Here is a 20486-nt window from a genome sequence, read left to right on the forward strand (position 1 = left end):
GATATATTTTTCATGTAATCGATTACAAATAAACTTGAGGTGAATATAATGAACGGATTTATGGATAAACTGTCAGAAAAAATCATGCCCCTCGCAAACTTGCTTGGGCAAAACCGCTATCTCACCGTGTTAAGAGATGCCTTCATGCTTTCTTTCCCTTTAACGATGTTCGGTTCGATCGTGGTGGTTATCAATAACTTGCCATTTTTCAACGATGCGACCAAAGGAACACTAACTGAGTTATTTGGAAATGGGCAAAACGCAACAATGAGTATCATGTCCGTCTTTGTTACATTTGGTATCGGCTATTATTTGTCAAAATCTTATGATGTTGAAGGTATTTTCGGAGGCGCTGTTTCCTTTGCTAGTTTCTTGATTCTTACACCGTTTGTCATGACCACTGTCGGCGGTGAAGAAGTCAGCGGCGTGCTTTCACTTGATCGTTTAGGCGCAAAAGGAATGTTCATCGGAATGATCGCGGCTTTCCTTGCTGCAGAAATCTATTGCCGAATCACAAAACGCGGCTGGCAGATCAAAATGCCTGACGGAGTTCCGCCAGCAGTGACAAAATCATTTGCTGCATTGATCCCAGCAGTATTAACACTAACTGTTTTCTTGATCATCAATGCAATCATGACTGGTGTCTTCCATGCCAATCTCCATGATGTCGTTTATGAAGTGATCCAACGTCCATTAACCGGTCTTGGCAGCAGTTTGCCTGCGACATTATTAGCATTATTCTTTGTTCAATTTTTATGGTTCTTCGGTCTTCATGGCCAAATCATCGTCAACTCTGTAATGGACCCGATTTGGAACACATTGATGCTTGATAACCTTGAAGCTTACCAACGTGGTGATGCACTGCCTCATATCATCACAAAACCATTTATGGAAACATTCACTGTAGGTCTTGGCGGTTCTGGGATGACGCTTGCTGTTGTTCTTTTGATGGCATTTGTCTTGAAGAAAAAACAATACCGTGACGTTGGTCGTTTGGCCCTAGCTCCTGGGATCTTTAATGTAAATGAACCAACGATCTTTGGTCTGCCAATCGTATTGAATGCAACGATTTTGATTCCTTGGGTAGTTGCTCCTTTAGTTGTAACAACATTCAACTATCTTGTTATGGCAGCTGGACTTGTTCCTGCACCAACTGGCGTCTCTGTTCCTTGGACTGTGCCGATTATTGCAAGCGGTGTCTTAGCAACCAACTCTTGGCTTGGCGGTCTCTTGCAAGTCATCGACTTTGTCATCGTCGGCTTGATCTGGTATCCGTTCTTAAGAGTTTTAGATAAACAGCCTGATGTCGATTTAGAAGCTATTTCATAATAATAAATCATCTAATTTACGCAAAAGTTGAACTTTTGCGTAAATTTGTTTTTTTCTTCTTTTTAAACAAAGAATACTTTCGCTTTTTAAATAAAAAAACAGAATTATCGAGACTATTCTTGTCGCATGTACCGACTTTCGTTATACTCAATCTATGGAGGTGGATCAGATGCCAAAATATGAAGAAATCGCAAATACTTTGCGGGAAAGAATTCGTTCAAAAGAATATCCTCCCGACAGTTATCTGCCGAATCAAGTAGAATTAGTCAAAGAATTCGGTGTCAGCCGTATGACGATCAAAAAAGCAGTGAACATCTTATTCATGGAAGGACTAGTGTATTCTCAAAGAGGGGCTGGAACAAAGATCCTCAATCACCCTTTCTTGCAAAAAGATACTTCCCCAGCAAATGAATACGAGGGGCTAAGCCAGCAAATGGCACGTCAGCATCGCTCATTAAAAAGCACCGTCATCGACTTTACTGTTGAATTTCCTAATGAGATGATCCAGGAACGCTTGATGATCGATGCCGAACAACCGGTCTATAATATCCATCGTTTACGGATTTTAGATGACAAACCTTATATTTTGGAACATACATATATGCCCGTTCACCTTGTTCCTGGATTGAAAAAAGAACACCTGCTTTCTTCTATCTATGCTTACTTGCACGAATCGTTGAACATTGCTTTTGCTGGCGCGTATCGTGCAATCTCTGCGGACAAAAGTACCGTTTATGATCAAAAATACTTGCATTGTGCAGAAAATGATCCTGTATTGGAAGTCCAGCAAGTCGTTTACCTAAAAGATGGAAAACCTATCGAGTATTCAACAAGCCGAAATCGATTTGACAGCCGAAGCTATTCGCTGCTGGATGTCAAATCAAATTGATCCAGTCAAACAAAAATAAGTGCTCTTCCGTGCGGCGGAAAGACTCCGCCATGTGGAAGAGCGCTTATTTTCTTGTAGATTCAGCTCAATTTTTTATGGATTTTTTCTATCGTCCGCATGTTTCTGGAGGTTAAGAATTGCTGGTATTTTTTCGAAGCAAGTATTTTGCCAAAATTTTTTGTTGTCATTCCCTTTTTAACCACCCATACCAAATCTTTTCCTTCGAATAACGTCAACTTTTCTTGTTCATCATGTTCCGATGCTTCAAACAGCTCACTCAATTCTTCATATAAAGATTGATCTGAAAAAAGAACCATTTGATTGTGTTCAGGAATCTCGGTCATATGCTGGACGATTTTCTCGACTTCTTCTTGTGTCCGAATCAAACCGTAAATCGGCCGCTGCCAATGCTCACTCAAACTAACCAGCGCTTTTTCCAATGTTTCATCCGCGGATAAATCCGTTTCGAGGATTACATTTCCCGTCGCCAATACAGTCGTGACTGTTTTGAATTCAGGCAGTTCAAGCGTTTTTTTCAGTTCTTCCATTTTGATCGTTAAGCCTCCGGTATTGATTCCTCGGAGAAAAATGACATATTTTTTCATTTGGTTCTTTCCTCGTTTTCCGTATTTTCTCTACTATACAACAAGATTTCAAAAAGGAGGAGAAATGTCTCAGCAAAAACTCTTTTAAATAAAATTCTTCTGACAACGTGTTCTTTTTCTTCACTTTAAGTTATGATTGATTTGTGCATTTAAAACAAGAAGATTTCTTGGACTGGTTCGTAAACTTCCCAGGATAAAAAACTAAGTATCTCTCATAGATCCAAAAAGTACTGTATCAATAAAACATTTGAAAAACAGTCTATTTTTGGATTCCAAAGAAAGGAGGTTGGAAATAATGCGAAAAGTAATTATTGACTGCGATCCGGGAATCGATGATACGCTGGCGTTGATGCTGGCTGTCCAATCGCCGGAATTAGAGGTGCTCGGTATTACTGTCGTCTGCGGAAATGTCCCTGTCGAATTAGGTGTAGAAAATACCTTTCGCTGTCTAGAAAGATGTCAACGTTTAGATATCCCGGTCTTTGCCGGAGCTTCTAAACCGCTTGTCCGCTCATTTGTCAGCGCACAAGATACCCATGGCATGGATGGATTGGGTGAAACCTATTTTCCCCGTACTTCTGAATACCAAGCACAAGAAAAAACAGCAGCTGATTTTTTAGCTGAGACCTTTTCTGTTCCTACAGATATCTCTGTTATTGCTTTAGGTCCTTTGACCAATATCGCACAGGCACTGAAAAAGAATCCCCATTTAGGACGCCACATGGCTCGCTTCGTTACAATGGGCGGCACTTATAAAAGTCATGGGAACTGTTCGCCAGTAGCTGAATACAACTATTGGTGTGATCCAGATGCCGCGGCTTATGTCTTCAAACATTTAGAAAAGATGATTGAAATGGTCGGACTGGATGTGACCAGAGAAATCGTGTTTACGCCTACGATTTTAGAGTATTGCTGCCAAACCAACAATGAGGAGGGGAATTATTTGAAAGCAATCACCCGCTTTTACTATGATTTCCATTGGCAGCAGGAACGAATCCTCGGCTGTGTGATCAATGATCCTTTAGCTGTGGCTTATTTTATCGATCCGGCGCTTTGCAGCGGGTTTGAAAGCTATACTGCTGTAGAAACTACTGGGATCAGTCTGGGCCAAACATTAGTCGATCGTTTTGACTTTTGGCAAAAACCTGCGAACAGCAAGATTTTGACAACTGTCGATGTTTCATCATTCTTCCTGAAATTTTTGACCGTCATTTTAGATGCACAACCCGAAGCCGTTGCTAGGGATCTAAAAATGCTGCAGTTAGGATGAAAAAAATGAAAAAATTCACGACACGTACAATCACGATCATTGCTTTCAGCGTCGCTTTGAACTATATTGGCGGTGCTATCGCCCTGTTTTTGCGGCTGCCGATTTATTTAGACAGTATTGGAACGATTTTTTCCGCCACATTGCTAGGACCAGGATTCGGCGCATTGACTGGAACAATCAGTGCGTTGCTTAGCGGGATCACAGCAGATCTTTTTTCTCTGTATTATGCGCCTGTTCAAATCATTACTGGTTTGTGTGCTGGTTTTCTCTTAAACGGAAAAATCCAAAAATCTCGTTTGCCGCTCCAAGCGCTGCTGATTTCATTTCCTGGAACAGTGGCTGCTTCTTTGATCACTGTCTTTTTGTTTGGCGGGATCACTTCTTCTGGTTCAAGTATTCTTGTTCAGGTTTTATCTGGATTGGGTCTTGACCAAACAGCGAGTATTATTCTAATCCAAGCAGGCACCGATTATCTTGATCGGCTGCTGGCTGTTGTATTAGTTGCAGCAGTCGTTTTATCGCTTGGTGAAAGAAGAGTTTTTCAACAAAATAAATCTTGATTCCCTAAAACCAAAAAAACCATACAAATCCTTAAAAAGATTTGTATGGTTTTTAAACTTTAGAATCATTTTATGCAAATAAAAAATAATTAATAACCCTGGCGAATGTTCGATATGGTGGTCAATTCTTTAATTTTTTTCGATTGATTTTCTTTTAAAAACACACCATCTTTTTTTATTGCATTAGCTATATCTAAATTCATGCGACTTAAAATCAAAGGTACGGCTGTTCCTTCATCTTTCAAATTTTCCAGATAAGATTTTAATACTTTTCGAAGTGATTCGTTTCCATGATCTGTTTTCAAATCCTCTAATAACTCAGCAATAATAGCTTCGGCTCTTTTCCTCCGTTCCATTCCACCAGAAAACCATTTTAAATTACTCATTTAGTATTCCTCCCTATTTTTTAGGCCATTGTATCATACTTGGTTAGGCTGATACTTTGAGTTCCATTGATACAGCTTATATAATTTATGTAATACATTATTTTCATGATGTTAAGATGCACGATACTTTAAAAGAAGGAAGGTTTTATTTTTATATGAAAAACAAATTATTTATGTTTCAAAAAGAACAAAAAAGAGCGACCAGCCCTATTATCGCAATACTTGTTATGGTTGGATTGTTTGCAATCGGTGCAGCAACACAAATAGCAGGTGCTTTTACTAGCGCCCTGCTAATAGGCTTTAAAAACATAGAATACGGCAGTATCAAACACGCTGGAGCATCTTTAATAGCCTCTGTTATTGGATTTGGAACGGTTGCTCTTCTTGTTATGCTATGGGTACAGAAATATGAAAAACGCTCATGGCGTTCCTTGGGGCTATATAGTGACAATATATTTTTTAAATTGATAAGAGGTTATCTTATTGGAGCAATTATTATTGGGATAAGTATTTTTATGTCATTAGCCTTTGGATGGACTGAACGAATTGCAGCTGCACCAAAATTTCCAATTGCTACTATCATTATCGTTCTATTGATCTCCTTTTTTACCTATTTGATTCAAGGAGGCGCAGAAGAGATTCAATGTCGGGGATTTTTGATGCAAACATTTGGCGCTAGGTTTGGTATCCTTGCCGGTGTATTTGCTCAAGCATTGATTTTTGTTGCAATACATGGATTAAGTGGGTTGAATTGGAGATATGCGATTTTTGTTTTCACAGCGGCCATTTTCTTTGCTTTATATGCGTTGTGGGAAGAAAGTTTATGGGGTGTTATTGGGTTGCACGGTGCATATAACTTAGGATTCTTTGTTGTTGGAGTAACCTACATGGGGATTCGTAATCCTGGCACATCTTTAGCGGAACGCAATGCTGAAAATCTAGATTTAGCTAGTATCCCTATCATGTTGGCGGCGATTATTGTCTTAGCAGTATTCCTAAAGAACAAACATAAATTAAAAGAAAACTAAAAAAGAAATACAAAAAAGCAGAACTCTCCATACGAGAATTTGCTTTTTTGTATTTCTAAGCTATCCTTTAGATAAAGATAAATCTACTATTTTTCTCTGCAATTTGAAACTTTTTACTTTCCGCTTTTCGTCAACAAGTCCAGCCCTTTTTCTGGCGTGTCAACAAAGAAGCAGACACCGCTCTGATTACTTTCATAAATAAATTCCTTTAGTGCTTTGCTTGTATAGCTGCTGTAATCCCCAGCAACAGCAAGTTCGATATGATAGTTCGTGCATTTTTGCAAGATGTCTCCCGCTATCTTTGTTCTCAACTCAAAAAAATCTTCTGTTATCACAGATTTCAAAAGGATGATTTTATTTGTTTGGTATTCATAAGCCAATGATAAAAGCAGATCTAATGCTGATTGGCTGTCCTTTATCAAAACTGTGTCAGCTTCAATGATAATGACTTTTTGGCCATTCTTGCTTTGTTCAGTTACTTTCATTTTTTCCTCCAATCAATTAGCTGCTTTTACTAAATCAAAAAAACAAAGCAGACTATCTTTTTACTTTCAAAGCTTTATTTTTCGCTAAATAAAACGGACGTAAATAACCAACCGTATTGGAAAGCGGCAGTACCTCATCTGGAAGCGCAAGGGATAATTCCTTGCTTAAATAAGCTCTTCTCGTGGTGATTCGTTCCCATAATTCTGGATATTCCGTTTGGATCTCTGTTCGCAGCTGTTCATCGGCAAGAGCGACACATTCTTCTGCGCTTACCCCTGCATAGCCAGGAACCGATGGGATAATATCCACTTGGAAGATCATTCCGCTCTGAAGCTGTTCCTCAGAATTTGGATAAATAGGCGAAGACATCCATTCTTCGTCTGCCGTTAGGTGTCCTGGATTCAAATGCCAGTGATAGTCTTTTTTAGGCAAAGCATCCTCAATCAGCTGATACATCTCTTCCCCCCGCAGACCGATTTTTATCTGCTCTAACCAAGTGACGACTGCCCCATAGTAAGGCTGGGCAACGCGTTCCAAATAATCTTTTTGTTCCTCGGGAAGCTGTTCTTGGTTCTCCACCACAAAACCCGTCCGACTTGATAGTCCGCCTTTAAAGCCCGTCGTCATCGACAGCGGGTCACCTTGCTTGATTTTTTTATACGTAGGATACATATTTGCATGTTCGAAACGCTGGCCCGTTGCAGCGATGGTCACGACCGAATGATACTGTCCTTCTCCTGACAACAGTTCCCCGATTTCTATTTCTCTTACGCCAGGAGCTATATGGTTCATTGCCTTCAGCATACTTCGAGAAGAAAGATTTGCCCCATATTCGTAATGTGCAAGTTCATTTGCGTTATTTGTTGTTCGAGCGCCATTTTCCCCAATCAATAAATACGCACTGTTGACTAGTTCGCCTTCAGAAAGAGTATTTTTTAATGCATCTACAATAAAATAAGGTACATCAAATAACTGAGAAGGTGCTTTCATTTTGGCAGTAAACATTTTCCAACCGATCAAACCAACTTTTTTCTTTTTATCTAGTTGAAGCTCTTTGAAGATTTCTTCTAATGCGCGCTCCTGTTCCATCGGTTGGTTTGGCAAAGAAAATAGCGGATAATGGAATAATTCAGCTGTTATTCTTGAATGTTTGCATAACTTCAAGTTTTCATTTCCTAAAATCAGTGCAGCCGTTCCCTCTTTATCCAAAACCAATAAACCTTCTTCAAAACGAGGAATGAACCCAGTCAGATATTCAAAATTACTGCCATGTTCCTTGTCTGCATAAATAACAACCGTATCGATTTGTTCTTCTTTCATTCGTTGAAGCAGTTTCCTTTTTCGTGCTTCCATCGTTTCATCTGTCAAAAAAACTGGTGGAACTTCTGTAAATACTGGCGGTTCTTTTACCTCTCCTAAAGAAATCGTTGGTTTCATTTGGTTTTCTCCTCTTCTGTTATCATGATTTCAACATTTGCTTCTGTTAGTTTTGCTAATAGTTCTTCTTCCGGCTTCCGATCTGTTATCAATAAATCAAGGTCGCTTAAATCACCTACTTTGAAAAATCCAGTAGTGCCTAATTTCGTGTGGTCCGCCGCAGCAATTACAAAATTGCCTTGCTGGATCATTTTCCGTTTGACCAAGCCTTCTTCTTCTGTATGGATAAACAAGCCCTCTTTGGATAAAGCAAAAATGCCTAACAAAGTGTAATCTGCGCGGAACTGGGAAAGTTTATCGATCGTATCTGCACCGTAAAGAAATAATTGTTCTTTATGTAGTGTTCCTGGCAGCATCGAAATCGTTGTTTTTTCAAAACTTGCTAGCAGCTGTGCATGTGTTAAAGAATTCGTGATCGCATGTATTTTCCGATCAGAAAGCTGTCGAATGACCGCTTCTACTGTCGTTGATGAATCAAAAATAATCGATGCACCATCCTGGATAACTTGTCGTACTTTTTTAGCAATCTTTTGCTTCACTGGATAATATTTTGCAGAACGCTGCACATAATCAAAGATTTCCGCCTCTTTATTGGCTAAAACAGCTCCGCCATGTGTTCGTTTCAAGACTTTCTTGTTTTCCAATTTGATCAAATCTCTTCTGACAGTGTCCTTTGAAATATGCAATTTTTCTGCCAATTCTTCGATAGATACACTTTTTTGCTCTTCCAAAATCTGTTTTATTTTTTCTAAACGTTGTGCGACCAGCATAAACTTCCCCTCCTTATTTCTAAGTTAACCTATTTTGCATTCTTTTGCAACATTTACTTAAAAAAGCAAATAAATGCAAACCTTTCTCCTTACAAATCCTTTATAACCGATTTTTTATTTGTTATACTTATAAATGATTATTTGATTGTTTTCATTTTTAGCTAAACTATACAGCTGTATCCAATTTTTTACACAATCATTTTCAGTTAGTTCATTATTGAAAAGAGGCGGTCAATCATGCAGAATATTTACGTTATTGAAGATAACTTTTTGCACCAAAGATTCATTGAAAATACGATTCATGAGTTCGCAAAAGATTACTCACTTATTGTTCGTACGACACCTATTACTTCTCCTCTGTCATTTGTAAAGCAGCTTCCAACACTGGAAATTGTTGATACGGATCTTTTTTTTATCGATATTGATTTAAATACGCAATATTCAGGTATTGATATTGCTGAAAGAATTCGAAAAACAAATGCTGTCTGCAAAGTTATTTTTATCACCAGTTTTGTTGACAAAGGAATTGATATCATTACGCGAAATATTACGCCATTTGATTATATACATAAAACCGGATTGGATATCACCCAAACAAAAGAACAGTTACGTTCAACCTTAAAAAAAGTATTTACTGACTTGCATACAAATCGTGATAAATTTTTGATTTTAAAAAATGAACAAGGGAGTCAGATTTTTTCTTTTGCCGATATCAATTACATACAGACAGTTAAAGGGAATCGTTTTTCTATCTATTTAGAGACCATTGATCAGGAATATCTGCTGAATGAAAGTTTTTCTAAATTAAAAGATCTTTCTTTCCCGCAATACTTTTTGTTTTTAAAATCTTACATTTTAAATTTAAAACAAATCAAATCGATCAATCGAAAACTTGGCATTATCACCTTTAAAAATGATTCAGAAATCTATGCTAGTATCAAAATATTAAGCAAAGTGAAACAAACGCTTGATTTACTGCCTTGAAGAAAATTCTCGGCAGCAAATCAAGCGTTATATATTATTGTTATAATTGGAGACTGTATACTATAATTTAAATTTTTTTCAGAGAAAGAACGACTTCAAAAAATTGCTCATTTCGAGAAATAGTGTACTGCACATTATTGTACATACTAGTGATTTTTTTTAAATTCTGAAGTCCTAGTCCTGAATGTCCTTGTTTACTGCTAGCGCCTTTGTTTTCAATGCTATGCAGCGGCAAACGCGTCGAATAGTTATTTTGGATAGTTATTTGCAGCTCTCCATTCTGTTCCCTGATTCTCACACTTATATATGGTTTCTTTGTTTCCAGACTTGCTTCGATTGCATTATTCAACAAAATCGTCAAACAGCGGATCAGATCAAACATATTCATCGAAACTTCAGAGACCTCTTGATCAAAACGAATATCTATCTTTATCCCTGCAGTTTTTGCTTTATTTATTTCTAGATACAAAATACTTTTCAATGGTAAACATTTAATCAGTTCTAATTCTTCGAGATAGCTTTTTGAATCAATCACTTCTTCAGAGTATTCCTTGATTTTATGCAGCTGGTCCAAAGCGGCTCTTGTATCGCCTTCTTCTAAGACAGTGGTCAAACTGAGTAAAATGCCTTCGTAATCATGTCGGAACGATTTCAAATCACTCATTTTTTCTAGCTTTTCATCATATAAAGCAACAGTATTATATAGATTTTCATAATAGATGCTCGCTTTGATAACCAAATATAATCCGCCAAATAACAGAATCGCCATCAAAAAAAGAATTGCTGTGACGAGCCAGTAATCACTTTTGGTAAAATCCACACAAATCCTTTGATAATAAGCAAAGACAGCAAAAATACTCAAACATATTGCCATCGCTCTTTTATTGGAATTTGACATTTTATAAAGAAAAACGTACACTTCAAACTTTTGATAAGCCCAATTCAATACCTTGATGCCAATGAAAAAAAGGATCGACATTCCTGCGAGTATCATAGAAAAAGTAAAAAGATCAATTTGAGTAAAGTGAACATCATTGATGGCAAAATAAACACTGCCGCTTCCAACCAGACCCATTTGGATAATAAAATACTCGCTTAGGATATAAACGATTGTAAACAAATAATTTCTCGTGGCAGCATAAAGAATCAAGAAGTTAAAAAAATAGACGCTGGGCAGCAGATAAAATTCAATTGCAGGAAAACTGACTACTAAAGAAAAAATACTCAGGATCATCAGCAAACAAGCTGCTTTATATTTGGTTGTTAGTACTCGAGCGCCTATGTATAAATTAAAATACGCATGTGTCAAAAACACTATTGCTAAAATAACATGATATCGCATTAAATTGCTACCATCCTCTTCTTACTTTTAAATTTCACGATTAAAGGTCTCTTTCCATATACACAATTATTTTCTTGATGTCAATAAGCATATGCAAATCAATTGAAATTTTCTTGAAAAAACTATTTTTTCATGCTGTTTCCCTAAAAATCCAACAACTTAAAAGAGGACTGCGACAAAAATTCGTCCGTCCTCTTAATCATAAAATAAACTTTTATTTTATGTTTTTTCTATTGTTTTTATCATCCTTTTTTGATTTTTCTACGTACAAGATAGCTGCATACAAGCAAGGCGCTACCTAATAGAAAGAAAAAAGGACGATTTTCAACGCCTGTTTTGGGCAGCTGTTGTTTGTTTTCTGATGAGTTATTTTCGTTTTCAGTTTCTTCACCTGACATTATCTTCTCTTCTGGTTCTTTAAATGTGATTACCGCTTTATTTGTTGTTGCTGCTTGGTATATAGTTGGCTGAAACCAAACGATACTGAAAAGCAAGAAAATGATTGTTAGTTTAAGACGCTTCATCTTGCCCTCCTATCTGCTCTGCTTCGGTCAATGTAGGATCACCTGTCAATTCCCATTCAATTGTTGTTTGATAGGTACTCGCATTGCTTATCGTGTTTCTCGGAATACTCATTTCGATCCCGGATAGTGTTTGATCTTTACTATCACCTATTTTCAGGATAGTTAATCCGGTCTCTTTTTCCCCGCCATGATCCACCATTCGCGCAACAGATCGCTGAACAGAAGAAAGCTCGATATTTCTTGCAGGGAGAAGGATATTTTCATGGACGGAGTCTACAACTTGGTTATTTTTTAGGCGAATGACTGCTCCGGATAATTCATTCTTTTGGGCATCTTTTAGGCCTTCTGGTTGCGAAACACGCAGTTCCCAAGAATTGGATTCACTGTAATCACTGATCGTAACCGATGGTGCACTTTCACCTTTTGCAGCAAGCGTTTGGGCATGACTGCTCTTTTTAATGGATCCGAAATCAAAATCCGCGTTTTTAAGTTCTTTAAGTTCTAAAATGGTTGGAATTGGTTCAAATATTGCAGTTACTGTTGCATTTTCTGTTCCCATCCTAAAGGTCGTTGTTGTATCGGTTGAATTTTCTACACTACTTCCTGATCCAACGATTTCCCAGCGTACAAAACGATGTCCTTCGTTTGGGGTTGCTGTTATGTTTGTTGTGCTCCCATAATTCATATTCATAACATCCGTTTTAACACTGCCGCTGTTTGATGGTTTAACATCTGTATTTAAGCTATAAGAATTTTCCGCAAATACTGCAGTTGCTGTTGCATTCCCTATTCCCATTGTAAAAGTCGTGGATGCACTGGTTTGATTTGCTACACTGCTTCCTGATCCAACGATTTCCCAGCGTACAAAGCGGTAGCCTGCATTCGGTGTTGCTGTTATATTCGTTGTACTTCCATAAACGATATTAGTGGCATTCACTCTCACAGTGCCGCCATTACCGGGCATGATACCTGTATTTAAGCTATACGTATTACGAGTAAAAGTTGCTGATAATTCGTTAGATCGACTGCCAAGCAAAGGCATAAGAGTAGTCATTGAATTATTGCTGTTTGCTATAGAAACAACGCCATTCCCTAATAAAGGTCTTGTTTCCCACCTACCAAAACTATACCCATTGTCCGGAACAGCACGAATCGTAGTTGATTCATTTCGATCGACCGTTTCATCTGCAGTTATAGACCCTCCTTCTACGTTCCTGATACTTAATGATTGATAAAAACCAAATTCAACAGCTCCTGAAATATTCGGTCTTAATAGGACTGAAGCCAGTTCATTCATAGCCCCGCCTACATAATGTGTACCTGGCCTTCCGCCACTGACAGCATTGACATAATTTATATACACCTTTCTGCTATTGTTATTTGCTTGTACTAAGCGAAAAAGCCCTGAAGTGCCTGGAGCAGAATTGCCATAAGTGATATAGTCTATACCATCTGTCCACCGATTGATTTTCCAAGGAACTCCCGCTGAATCGCTTGAGTCTGTTTGTATGTGGACTCTAAAAGTATCTCCGTAAGTGACATATCTGAGAGAAACCACTTCTATTGGTATTAACCGTACTCTTTTTCTGCTATTTGCTGATAATCTGACATCATGATTTCCTGTACGAAACGACACGTCAAAGCTCCCTGCTCCTAAATAATACCAGCGAGAGTACTCTACTTGTTTGCCATTTTCGTCTAGAACAGAAATATTTTTACTCTCTTGATTGGAAACTTCTTCTAGTGAACTATCTTCTGATCCTATTATTTCACTTGGTTCATCACCGATAGTATTCCCATCCGATTCTTGCATCTTTTCACTATGCATGTCCTCTAACTCTTCTTTCACTTGATGAGTATCCTTCATTTCCTCCGTTGTTTTTTCAGGAGTTTGAGCAGTGTCTGCTTCTTCACCTGTTTCCTGAACGATTTCTGAAGTTTCAGATGTGTCTGATAGCTCATTAGAATCTACTGTATTCAATATCTGCTCATTCCTATTTGGATTTGCTTTTACTATAGTGTCTGCAACTGTATTTGTCGGCAATTGTCCTAAAAAAAACATCAAAAGAACACTTACCAACATTAATTTGCGCATCATTATTTCTCACCACTCTCTTTTTTCTAAAATGCAACACCAGCTGCTGAAATCTGTCTAATTGTTAGAGACTTTCCTTGAGCAAGTTGTGTCTGTCTTTTAGTCAAACCAGTAAAACCGTTGTGCCATAAAAGACACAACGTATGTTTACTGATACGTGTATTTCGCTGCTTCTTTGGCATCATCTATGTTCAACTGATTGGAATACTGCTTTGGCAATAAAACAATCAGAAATTTTCTATTATAAGCAATAGATATGTTTTTTTATTAGTAATGATTCTGTTCTATGTTGTTGGTTCTGCGATCAATTCCCATACGATCGATGTTGAATAAGTTGTAACATTTTTGATTGTGTTTGCGGGAATATCCAAAACAACACCATCTGTTGTTCCTTTGTCTGTGGGATTTCCTAATGCTAATGACCAAGCACCTGCGCCTTGTGTTTCGTCCGCTTTTGCGATTGTCTGTTCCTCTGTATTTAAAACAATTTCTCCATTTGTTGGTACAGGTGCATTATTCGTATCGACATAACGAAGATTTTTTAAAGTCAATGTCGCTCCAGCTAACTCGTTCCCTTCATTATCATAAAATCCTTGCGGCTGGCTCACTCGCAACTCCCAGCCTGTACGATCAGTTCCTCGGCGATCTTCTGTAGCAATAAAGGGAATACGTCTTGTTTCTAAACCACTGGGACTAATAAGAGCATCTAAGTCAGCGTTGATTGTTAAACGATTGGATACATTAGCTTGTTTTCCGAAGTTGAATGCTGAGACATAATTGATTTTCAATTGCCCTGGATTGGGATTAACCGGTTCTTCCGGATCGATTGGTTCTTCTGGATTCTCTGGGTCTGGGATATTATTGTCTGAACTATCATCTTCTAAAATTTCTACTTTGCCATTTGTGATTACTTTTGTCGCACTTTCATACTCTGTTGCTGCCGCCGGGATTGCTCCTAAAAGCCCACTTGCTAAAATCATTGAGACTGTGAATAACTTTGCTTGCTTCATAAAATTGCCACCTTAATTAGTTTATTTTTGCCCTTTTATTTTTATATTTTTTTCTCATTGAACCAATAACAATGATGAAGAGTAAAGCAATGATTATCCCCCAATAAATCATTGTGTTCTCTTTTATTTCTAAATTTACAGCACTTTGATTTAATCTTTTTGACTCACTTGCTTTGATTTCAAATGATTTCTCAAATTCATATTTTTTTGAATCAGCCTCCACTTTCAGTTTCAGTTTATAATCTCCAGGTTGAAGCGGTACTTCCCCTGTAGGAATCCCGAAATCAAAATTGGAATTTGGCGCCATGCGCATTTCATTTGCTTCATACTGATAAACAGGTTTCTTATCATTTTTTTGATAGACTTCTGCCTTGATTTCCATAGCAGAAATAATTGCTGGCGCAGTATTTTGAATATTCGCTTCAATGTAATTCCGATGATTTCGCTGACCGACTTCAACTTTGTTCAGCTGTAAATTATTTTCCCGAACCACCCCATTTTCCATCGTCAGCAAGACACCAATCGTATAAGCGATTTGATGGGTAACTGATTGCGCAGTTTCTGCGTTGATTATTTCTGAAAAACGTATCCCTCCTAAAATTTGTCCTTCCCATATTTCTTTGGGATATTCGATATCTGCTGCTATTATTTGAGAACTGCCAGCTTCTAAATCAATTTCTTGTTTCTCGATTTGTACTAAGCTGTCTAATGGATATTTCAGCGTACTGTCAAGTTGTTCACTTTTTTGATAACTTGGTATTCCATTAGTGTTCGTGAAGGCTGGATTTACTTCGGCGGCTATTTTTATCGGCTGTTTGCTGCCATTTGTGATTTTTACTTTTACCTGTTCCTTTTCTCCCGGCTTCCCTTCGAACCGATAGAATCCTTGTGCATTTGATTCCCCATCTTTATTTAAGGCTTCCACAGAAAAGGAAACAGCGGAACTTGCGGCGACTTCTTTCGGCTTACTGGCAAGACCAAACCAGCAAATAAAAATAGACATTGCTAGAAAAAATTTTTGCATTCCCTTCTTCACCTCCTTATCGTTTTCAGCGGAAGAATTGATTGATGCTGCTTTATGTAGATAATTTTTGCATTTTTTTCTGACGCCAAAGTTACTTTTATGTCTAAAAAATATACTTTTGTGTAAAAGTTTAAAAAAAGAAACTGCGGCATCTGCCGAACAGTTTCTTTTCATTTATATGCTCTTTTACATTCTCATTTCTCGTCTTGGTTCTTTAACAAAATTTGCACCCCACGTACCAGATAGAGAAGTGATGATCAGTCCAATGATCATTGCTAAAAAGCCCATGATTGAAGCTTTTGCTGTTTTGTCTGCTGCTTCGTCTGCAGCTTTTCTGGCCTCTTCAATCGACGTTTCCAAATCCGATTTGGCTTTTTTTACATCTTCTTTGACTGTTTCGATTTGCTTTTGCGTTTCGTCAGCCGCAGTTTTTAATTGATTATAGATATTCTCTGTTGCTTGCTGCGCTTCTTCTTGTGAAAGTTCTGTATTTTTAGCTACAGCATTTGCGATGGCATTTTTATCCGCAGCATTGTCGATCTTTTCTACTCGTTTTTGTAGTGAATCAGCGGTTGAATCGATGATTGCATCCGCATTGTCAGGATTTTTCAAGATTTCTTTTCCAGCCTCTTTGATTGTGTCACCTGCTGCATTTAATTCATTATTCAAGTAATCTGGTTGTAATTCCGGGACATCAGTATCTTTTAGATATTTGTTCATGTTTGCTTGTAATTCTTGCGTGTCCACTGTCTCTAATTCTTCTGCTACTTTGTCGAAACCTGATGAGATTGCGTCTCCAGCAGTAGAAATCACTGTTTCTGTGCCGCTTCCAATACCAGAAGCTGCATTTCCTAACAATGATCCCATCGCTGAAAATGCACTGACTGTTGTATACGTGATTATCAAAGTCGCTACCAACATACTTGTCGCCCATGTCAAGAATCCGTGAAGCAATCCAATTCTTCTAGCTGCTGTCCCAGAAACAAATCCAGCGCCCATAAGTGAAAGAACTAGCGCAATGATCAGCCAGATATACAAACCTGTACCCACACCTTCCAGCGGATTATCTGAAGTTATTTTCAGTGTACTAAATCCGATTGCGGAACCAACAAATGCTAACGTCATAAACAAAGATAAAAAGGTGATCACCCCTGCAAAAACTGCTCCCCAGGAAACATTGACGCCCGCTTCTCCATCCATGAAATAACTCCTAAAACTTCTTCTCTTTTTCATTTTCATCATCCTCCAATAAACTAAAACTGTAATTTTTAGTATAAAGAAGCTGATGATACACCTCAAAGATTTCAGCGCAGATAATTATTCTATTTTTTATGCTGAAATCAAAATGAATCAAGAAAGCTTTTTCTGATAGGCATCCGCAGTTGCAAAAAAAGACTCTTTGCTGCACAAAGAGTCGGCCCAAAATCAGTATTTTTACTTCTTTGATATTCATACTTTTCAAGAATCGGTACTTGTCAGCGTCCAATTGACTGTTCCAGCATATGTCCCAGGGATAATCTTTAAAGGATTTGCTGTGAATGTAAAATAGATATCGTACTCATTGAAATTTTTATTCATATTTGCTTCTGTTGTTTCTTGAGTAAGTATTCTTTGCTTTTCGCTTGTCAGTTGGAAAACCAGATTTTTGGTCCCTTTTTCAAAAAAACGAAGAGAAAGGTTGTCTCCCCATGTATTTATCTGTTCCGCAATACTGTTCAACTGGCCATCCAAGACCCACCGATTTTCGCTTGTATTTGTTATGTCTAAATCAGCATTCGCTAAATTGGCTACTTTTACATAAAAAAATCCATCTTCTTGCTGAGAATTGACTAGGTCATTGACTGTCAAAATCTGACCATCGAAATTTCCTGGTACAGTATTCAGTTGGATGATTCCTCGAAAATCAACAGCTTTATAAACTATTTCTGACTGGTTTCCTTCTGTATCGACTGTATAGATTCCCACATAATAAAGATTTCCTGGCTGCAAGTTATCTGTTTCATATTCAATCGTCGTATTTAAAGGATCACTTACTTGTTCTCTTGAAAGGACTGCTTTTTCAGAAAATCCCGCTGTCGGCAATTCATCTTCTGTTACTAATGGTGTCATGAATAATGTCGCAGAAGTTGAATTTTCATCCTCTATTTCTATCGGAAAATAAGCCTTGCGATTTTGTCGGACGATCTGCGCATTGCTTTGTGCTTCTGCTGTTGTTGTATAGCTGTCTGCTACGGTCGGAGCCCAACTTCCTACGACGTTATAATAATGGGTGTCTGGACTACCTAATGAGATGGGCGAGGCAAACGCGTTCCCAGAAAACGAAGTCGTAGCAGGCACTTTTAAATCCAGATTTTTATCGATTTCCAGATAGTTATTTTTTACATTGAAAAAAACTTCGTACATGTTTCCTCTTTCTAAATCAGGCAGAGTCACTTTCAGAGTATCCCCATCTCTTGTAAAAGGAATTGATTCTCCTTCTGTCGGAATCACTACCGAAGACGAGTCTTCTACTTTTACAAATTTGACCGTATCCCCCACTAAATCAAGCGTCCTAGGTACCAACACACTGATAACAGTTCCTTCTTTTAAACTTGTCAAATCACTCGTATTAAGATAACTAAGGGCGGTAAGATACGTAAGTTCCTGCTCTTTATCAACTGTGTTGATCGTTGGATTTACTGCTCCCGTATCTAAAATCATCTGCATGTTTTCTGGTTGGAAAATCCCTGTTCTTAATTGCAGATCCACCAGTCCTTGGACATCGACGAAAGAAACTGCTTTTGCTTGAGCGTAACCGCCGTTTGCGCCAGTAAAACCAAAATAAACAGACTTTCCTGAATTTAAGCCTAAGTTATTTTTAAATGTATCATCAACAGGAATCGTTACATTGACATTATAGTCAGGTACTGTATAAGTAAATGTATTCGCACTTTTTTTGAATTCAACTGTGAACTGGTGCCATTGTCCATCTGTCAAGTCCGTGACACCTACTGTATCATTGTGATGAAGCACTTTATCAATAATCAAAAAACCATCTGTCGTATAGGAACTATTTGATCCCGGATAAGCCCAGGCAATGTGGTGACCTTTTGAGGCGACATCCCGATCCATCATGCCGTCATGAGCAATAATATTGCTGTTATTGTTATAAAAAGTATCAAATTCTATAGCAATACTATTGGGGATCGCTCCTTGGCTAAGCGGACTTGAATTTCCTGTATTTGCCCAAACACCGATTGTCGGTCCAGTCTCTGCAGCAATTGCAGTCGGACTTCTGCTTTGCATCACAAAAGTCAACCCGTCACTATCATTTGCGGTATTTTCAATAAAAAAAGCCATATCCATCTTAAAATCACTTGTAAATGACACAGGGTTATTGAACCACACTGCACCACTTGAGCTTGTTGTAGTGTCGTTGATTTGGACATAGCGGTGATTGGCTGATCCACTAGGCGCACCTGCTTTTCCCGCTGTAGTGATCATCGTACTGTCCACAGGCAATGTTTCAAAGGGCGGCTCGACCACTGCTGCCTTTATTTCTGAAGGTAAACATACCAACCAAGCAAGGAAAAGAAAAAACAGCCACCATCCACGACAAACAATTGACAATTTTTGTTTAGCCATTTCCAGTCCCACTTTCTTTGGATTTTTTTGATCGATAATAGCGCCAACTCAAATACAGAATGACCAGCAAAAGCAGAAGGATAAAGAAAATCAGCACATAAACCAGCATATTTTTATTTTCATATTTTTCTGCATAGACAGTTTTCTGATTGATCGTTTTTGCATTTGCTGCAGAAACAGTGAATGAATCATCAAAGATCCAATGACCTTTTGGGGAAGTCAGTTCGATATGCGTGGTATATTCGCCAGGCTCTAATTGTTCTGTATTTAATTCTGTCACTAAGGGAATCGTTGAATTTGGGGCAATCTGATAATTTTCGACTTCTTTTTCGCCAACGTTTTTCTTTGTTTCTTTTTCATGGATCGTTATTTCTGCTTTTACTTTGCCAAACGCAACTGGTTGATCATTTTTTACTGTGCTTTGAATAGCTGCATGGTCATTTTTTACGATTGGTTCTGTTTTTTCTAAAGTTAGATTCGGGGAAGGAAGATCGGTCAGTTCGGATCTTAAGCGAACGCCGACTTGTGTTTCGTAACGTGCTTGGAGCATTGCATCCTTTGATTCTTCCGTTTCTGAGGAAATTACTGCAAAAGAAAACGCACCTAAGATTTCACCTGTAATGGCTTGTTTTTTCATGTCTAAGGTAAAAGAAACTGCTTTTGCTTCATTGGGCATCAAACGTACCTGCTGCTGTTTTGGTTCAATCAGCTTTGTGAAGGAACGTCCTTTGTTTTTTTCAGCTGTTTCAGTTTTTTGATAGGCAATGATCCCCGTAGAAGTCGTATAGCTGTTCAAAGCAGCTGCTTCTATATCCAGTGATTGATTGGTCGTATTTTGAAGAATTATTGTCAACTCTTGCTTTGTTTCCTCTTTCACATGTAAATCGAAATATGTAGCTTCTGACACTTGGTTTTCGGGAAAACTTGGTATCACCGTAAAAGCTGTTGACTCTGCTTCGGCGGATAAATCACTGATAGTCAAACATAAGAAAAGAAGCCCTGAAAGAAAAGTTATCAAGAGCAGAACTTTGTTTTTTAACATCTCTCATCACCACACCATTCTTTAAGATAATCTTTTATAAAAAACTCACATGTAAAGCAATCTTTTCATTACATGTGAGCT

19 protein-coding genes and 1 riboswitch are annotated in these 20486 nt (G+C 38.0%); of the genes, 6 read left to right on the forward strand and 13 right to left on the reverse strand.

Annotation, left to right across the window (positions count from 1 at the left end; genetic code table 11):
* The first annotated feature begins 48 nt into the window (after window positions 1-48).
* Window positions 49-1329 carry a PTS cellobiose transporter subunit IIC gene (gene celB, locus IGI64_RS07590; protein WP_429940085.1) on the forward strand — a complete coding sequence of 427 codons (1281 nt, stop codon included), beginning with the start codon at window positions 49-51 and terminating at the stop codon, window positions 1327-1329.
* A 169-nt stretch (window positions 1330-1498) separates the two neighbouring features.
* Window positions 1499-2218 (forward strand): GntR family transcriptional regulator, encoded by a 720-nt coding sequence (locus tag IGI64_RS07595; RefSeq protein WP_429940086.1) that lies wholly within the window; start codon window positions 1499-1501, stop codon window positions 2216-2218.
* Between the two features lie 80 nt (window positions 2219-2298).
* Here the strand turns inward: IGI64_RS07595 and IGI64_RS07600 are convergent, their stop codons facing one another.
* Entirely contained in the window at window positions 2299-2823 is a 525-nt protein-coding gene (locus tag IGI64_RS07600; RefSeq protein WP_429940087.1) for a DUF1697 domain-containing protein, read from the reverse strand.
* A gap of 166 nt (window positions 2824-2989) precedes the next feature.
* Window positions 2990-3034, forward strand: a riboswitch (PreQ1 riboswitch).
* Window positions 3035-3118: 84 nt separating this feature from the next.
* Between IGI64_RS07600 and IGI64_RS07605 the strand changes: the two genes are divergently transcribed.
* Together IGI64_RS07605 and IGI64_RS07610 are read left to right on the forward strand one after the other, a co-directional pair.
* Window positions 3119-4093: a nucleoside hydrolase gene (locus IGI64_RS07605; protein ID WP_429940088.1), complete on the forward strand. Its 975-nt coding sequence runs from the start codon at window positions 3119-3121 to the stop codon at window positions 4091-4093.
* A gap of 5 nt (window positions 4094-4098) precedes the next feature.
* On the forward strand, window positions 4099-4653 hold the full coding sequence (locus IGI64_RS07610) for an ECF transporter S component (protein WP_195742421.1): 555 nt from the start codon (window positions 4099-4101) through the stop codon (window positions 4651-4653).
* Between the two features lie 89 nt (window positions 4654-4742).
* Here IGI64_RS07610 and IGI64_RS07615 read toward each other — a convergent pair whose 3' ends face one another.
* A complete protein-coding gene (locus tag IGI64_RS07615; RefSeq protein ID WP_429940089.1) occupies window positions 4743-5039 on the reverse strand; it encodes a bacteriocin immunity protein in 297 nt (98 codons plus the stop codon).
* A gap of 155 nt (window positions 5040-5194) precedes the next feature.
* On the opposite strand from IGI64_RS07615, the gene IGI64_RS07620 reads away from it, so the two are divergent.
* On the forward strand, window positions 5195-6067 hold the full coding sequence (locus tag IGI64_RS07620; RefSeq protein ID WP_429940090.1) for a CPBP family intramembrane glutamic endopeptidase: 873 nt from the start codon (window positions 5195-5197) through the stop codon (window positions 6065-6067).
* A gap of 113 nt (window positions 6068-6180) precedes the next feature.
* Here the strand turns inward: IGI64_RS07620 and IGI64_RS07625 are convergent, their stop codons facing one another.
* The 3 genes from IGI64_RS07625 to IGI64_RS07635 are packed head-to-tail and all read right to left on the reverse strand — an operon-like array spanning window position 6181 to window position 8760.
* Window positions 6181-6552 carry a DUF4180 domain-containing protein gene (locus IGI64_RS07625; protein ID WP_429940091.1) on the reverse strand — a complete coding sequence of 124 codons (372 nt, stop codon included), beginning with the start codon at window positions 6550-6552 and terminating at the stop codon, window positions 6181-6183.
* Window positions 6553-6604: 52 nt separating this feature from the next.
* Window positions 6605-7990 (reverse strand): M24 family metallopeptidase, encoded by a 1386-nt coding sequence (locus tag IGI64_RS07630; protein ID WP_429940092.1) that lies wholly within the window; start codon window positions 7988-7990, stop codon window positions 6605-6607.
* The gene (locus IGI64_RS07635) at window positions 7987-8760 is read right to left on the reverse strand and encodes a DeoR/GlpR family DNA-binding transcription regulator (RefSeq protein ID WP_429940093.1); all 774 of its coding nucleotides are present in this window, start codon (window positions 8758-8760) and stop codon (window positions 7987-7989) included. Before IGI64_RS07635 ends, IGI64_RS07630 begins: the two co-directional genes overlap by 4 nt.
* Before the next feature lie 237 nt (window positions 8761-8997).
* Between IGI64_RS07635 and IGI64_RS07640 the strand changes: the two genes are divergently transcribed.
* A complete protein-coding gene (locus IGI64_RS07640; RefSeq protein WP_429940094.1) occupies window positions 8998-9744 on the forward strand; it encodes a LytR/AlgR family response regulator transcription factor in 747 nt (248 codons plus the stop codon).
* A gap of 67 nt (window positions 9745-9811) precedes the next feature.
* Here the strand turns inward: IGI64_RS07640 and IGI64_RS07645 are convergent, their stop codons facing one another.
* The 8 genes from IGI64_RS07645 to IGI64_RS07680 form a co-directional block, all read right to left on the reverse strand.
* The gene (locus IGI64_RS07645; protein WP_429940095.1) at window positions 9812-11086 is read right to left on the reverse strand and encodes a GHKL domain-containing protein; all 1275 of its coding nucleotides are present in this window, start codon (window positions 11084-11086) and stop codon (window positions 9812-9814) included.
* Window positions 11087-11328: 242 nt separating this feature from the next.
* Window positions 11329-11610, reverse strand: a complete 282-nt coding sequence (locus IGI64_RS07650) for an LPXTG cell wall anchor domain-containing protein (RefSeq protein ID WP_429940096.1) — start codon at window positions 11608-11610, stop codon at window positions 11329-11331.
* Window positions 11597-13708, reverse strand: a complete 2112-nt coding sequence (locus IGI64_RS07655) for an InlB B-repeat-containing protein (protein WP_429940097.1) — start codon at window positions 13706-13708, stop codon at window positions 11597-11599. The genes IGI64_RS07650 and IGI64_RS07655 overlap by 14 nt, the downstream gene beginning before the upstream one ends.
* 281 nt (window positions 13709-13989) lie before the next feature.
* A complete protein-coding gene (locus IGI64_RS07660; RefSeq protein WP_429940098.1) occupies window positions 13990-14715 on the reverse strand; it encodes a WxL domain-containing protein in 726 nt (241 codons plus the stop codon).
* A gap of 16 nt (window positions 14716-14731) precedes the next feature.
* On the reverse strand, window positions 14732-15739 hold the full coding sequence (locus IGI64_RS07665; protein WP_429940099.1) for a DUF916 and DUF3324 domain-containing protein: 1008 nt from the start codon (window positions 15737-15739) through the stop codon (window positions 14732-14734).
* A gap of 186 nt (window positions 15740-15925) precedes the next feature.
* Window positions 15926-16981, reverse strand: a complete 1056-nt coding sequence (locus IGI64_RS07670) for a hypothetical protein (protein WP_429940100.1) — start codon at window positions 16979-16981, stop codon at window positions 15926-15928.
* Window positions 16982-17197: 216 nt separating this feature from the next.
* Entirely contained in the window at window positions 17198-19363 is a 2166-nt protein-coding gene (locus IGI64_RS07675) for an L-type lectin-domain containing protein (RefSeq protein ID WP_429940101.1), read from the reverse strand.
* The gene (locus IGI64_RS07680) at window positions 19356-20405 is read right to left on the reverse strand and encodes a DUF916 and DUF3324 domain-containing protein (RefSeq protein ID WP_429940102.1); all 1050 of its coding nucleotides are present in this window, start codon (window positions 20403-20405) and stop codon (window positions 19356-19358) included. Before IGI64_RS07680 ends, IGI64_RS07675 begins: the two co-directional genes overlap by 8 nt.
* Between the last annotated feature and the right edge of the window lie 81 nt (window positions 20406-20486).

It is taken from the genome of Enterococcus sp. DIV0210g (assembly GCF_050559705.1).
Taxonomy (GTDB): domain Bacteria; phylum Bacillota; class Bacilli; order Lactobacillales; family Enterococcaceae; genus Enterococcus_B; species Enterococcus_B faecalis_A.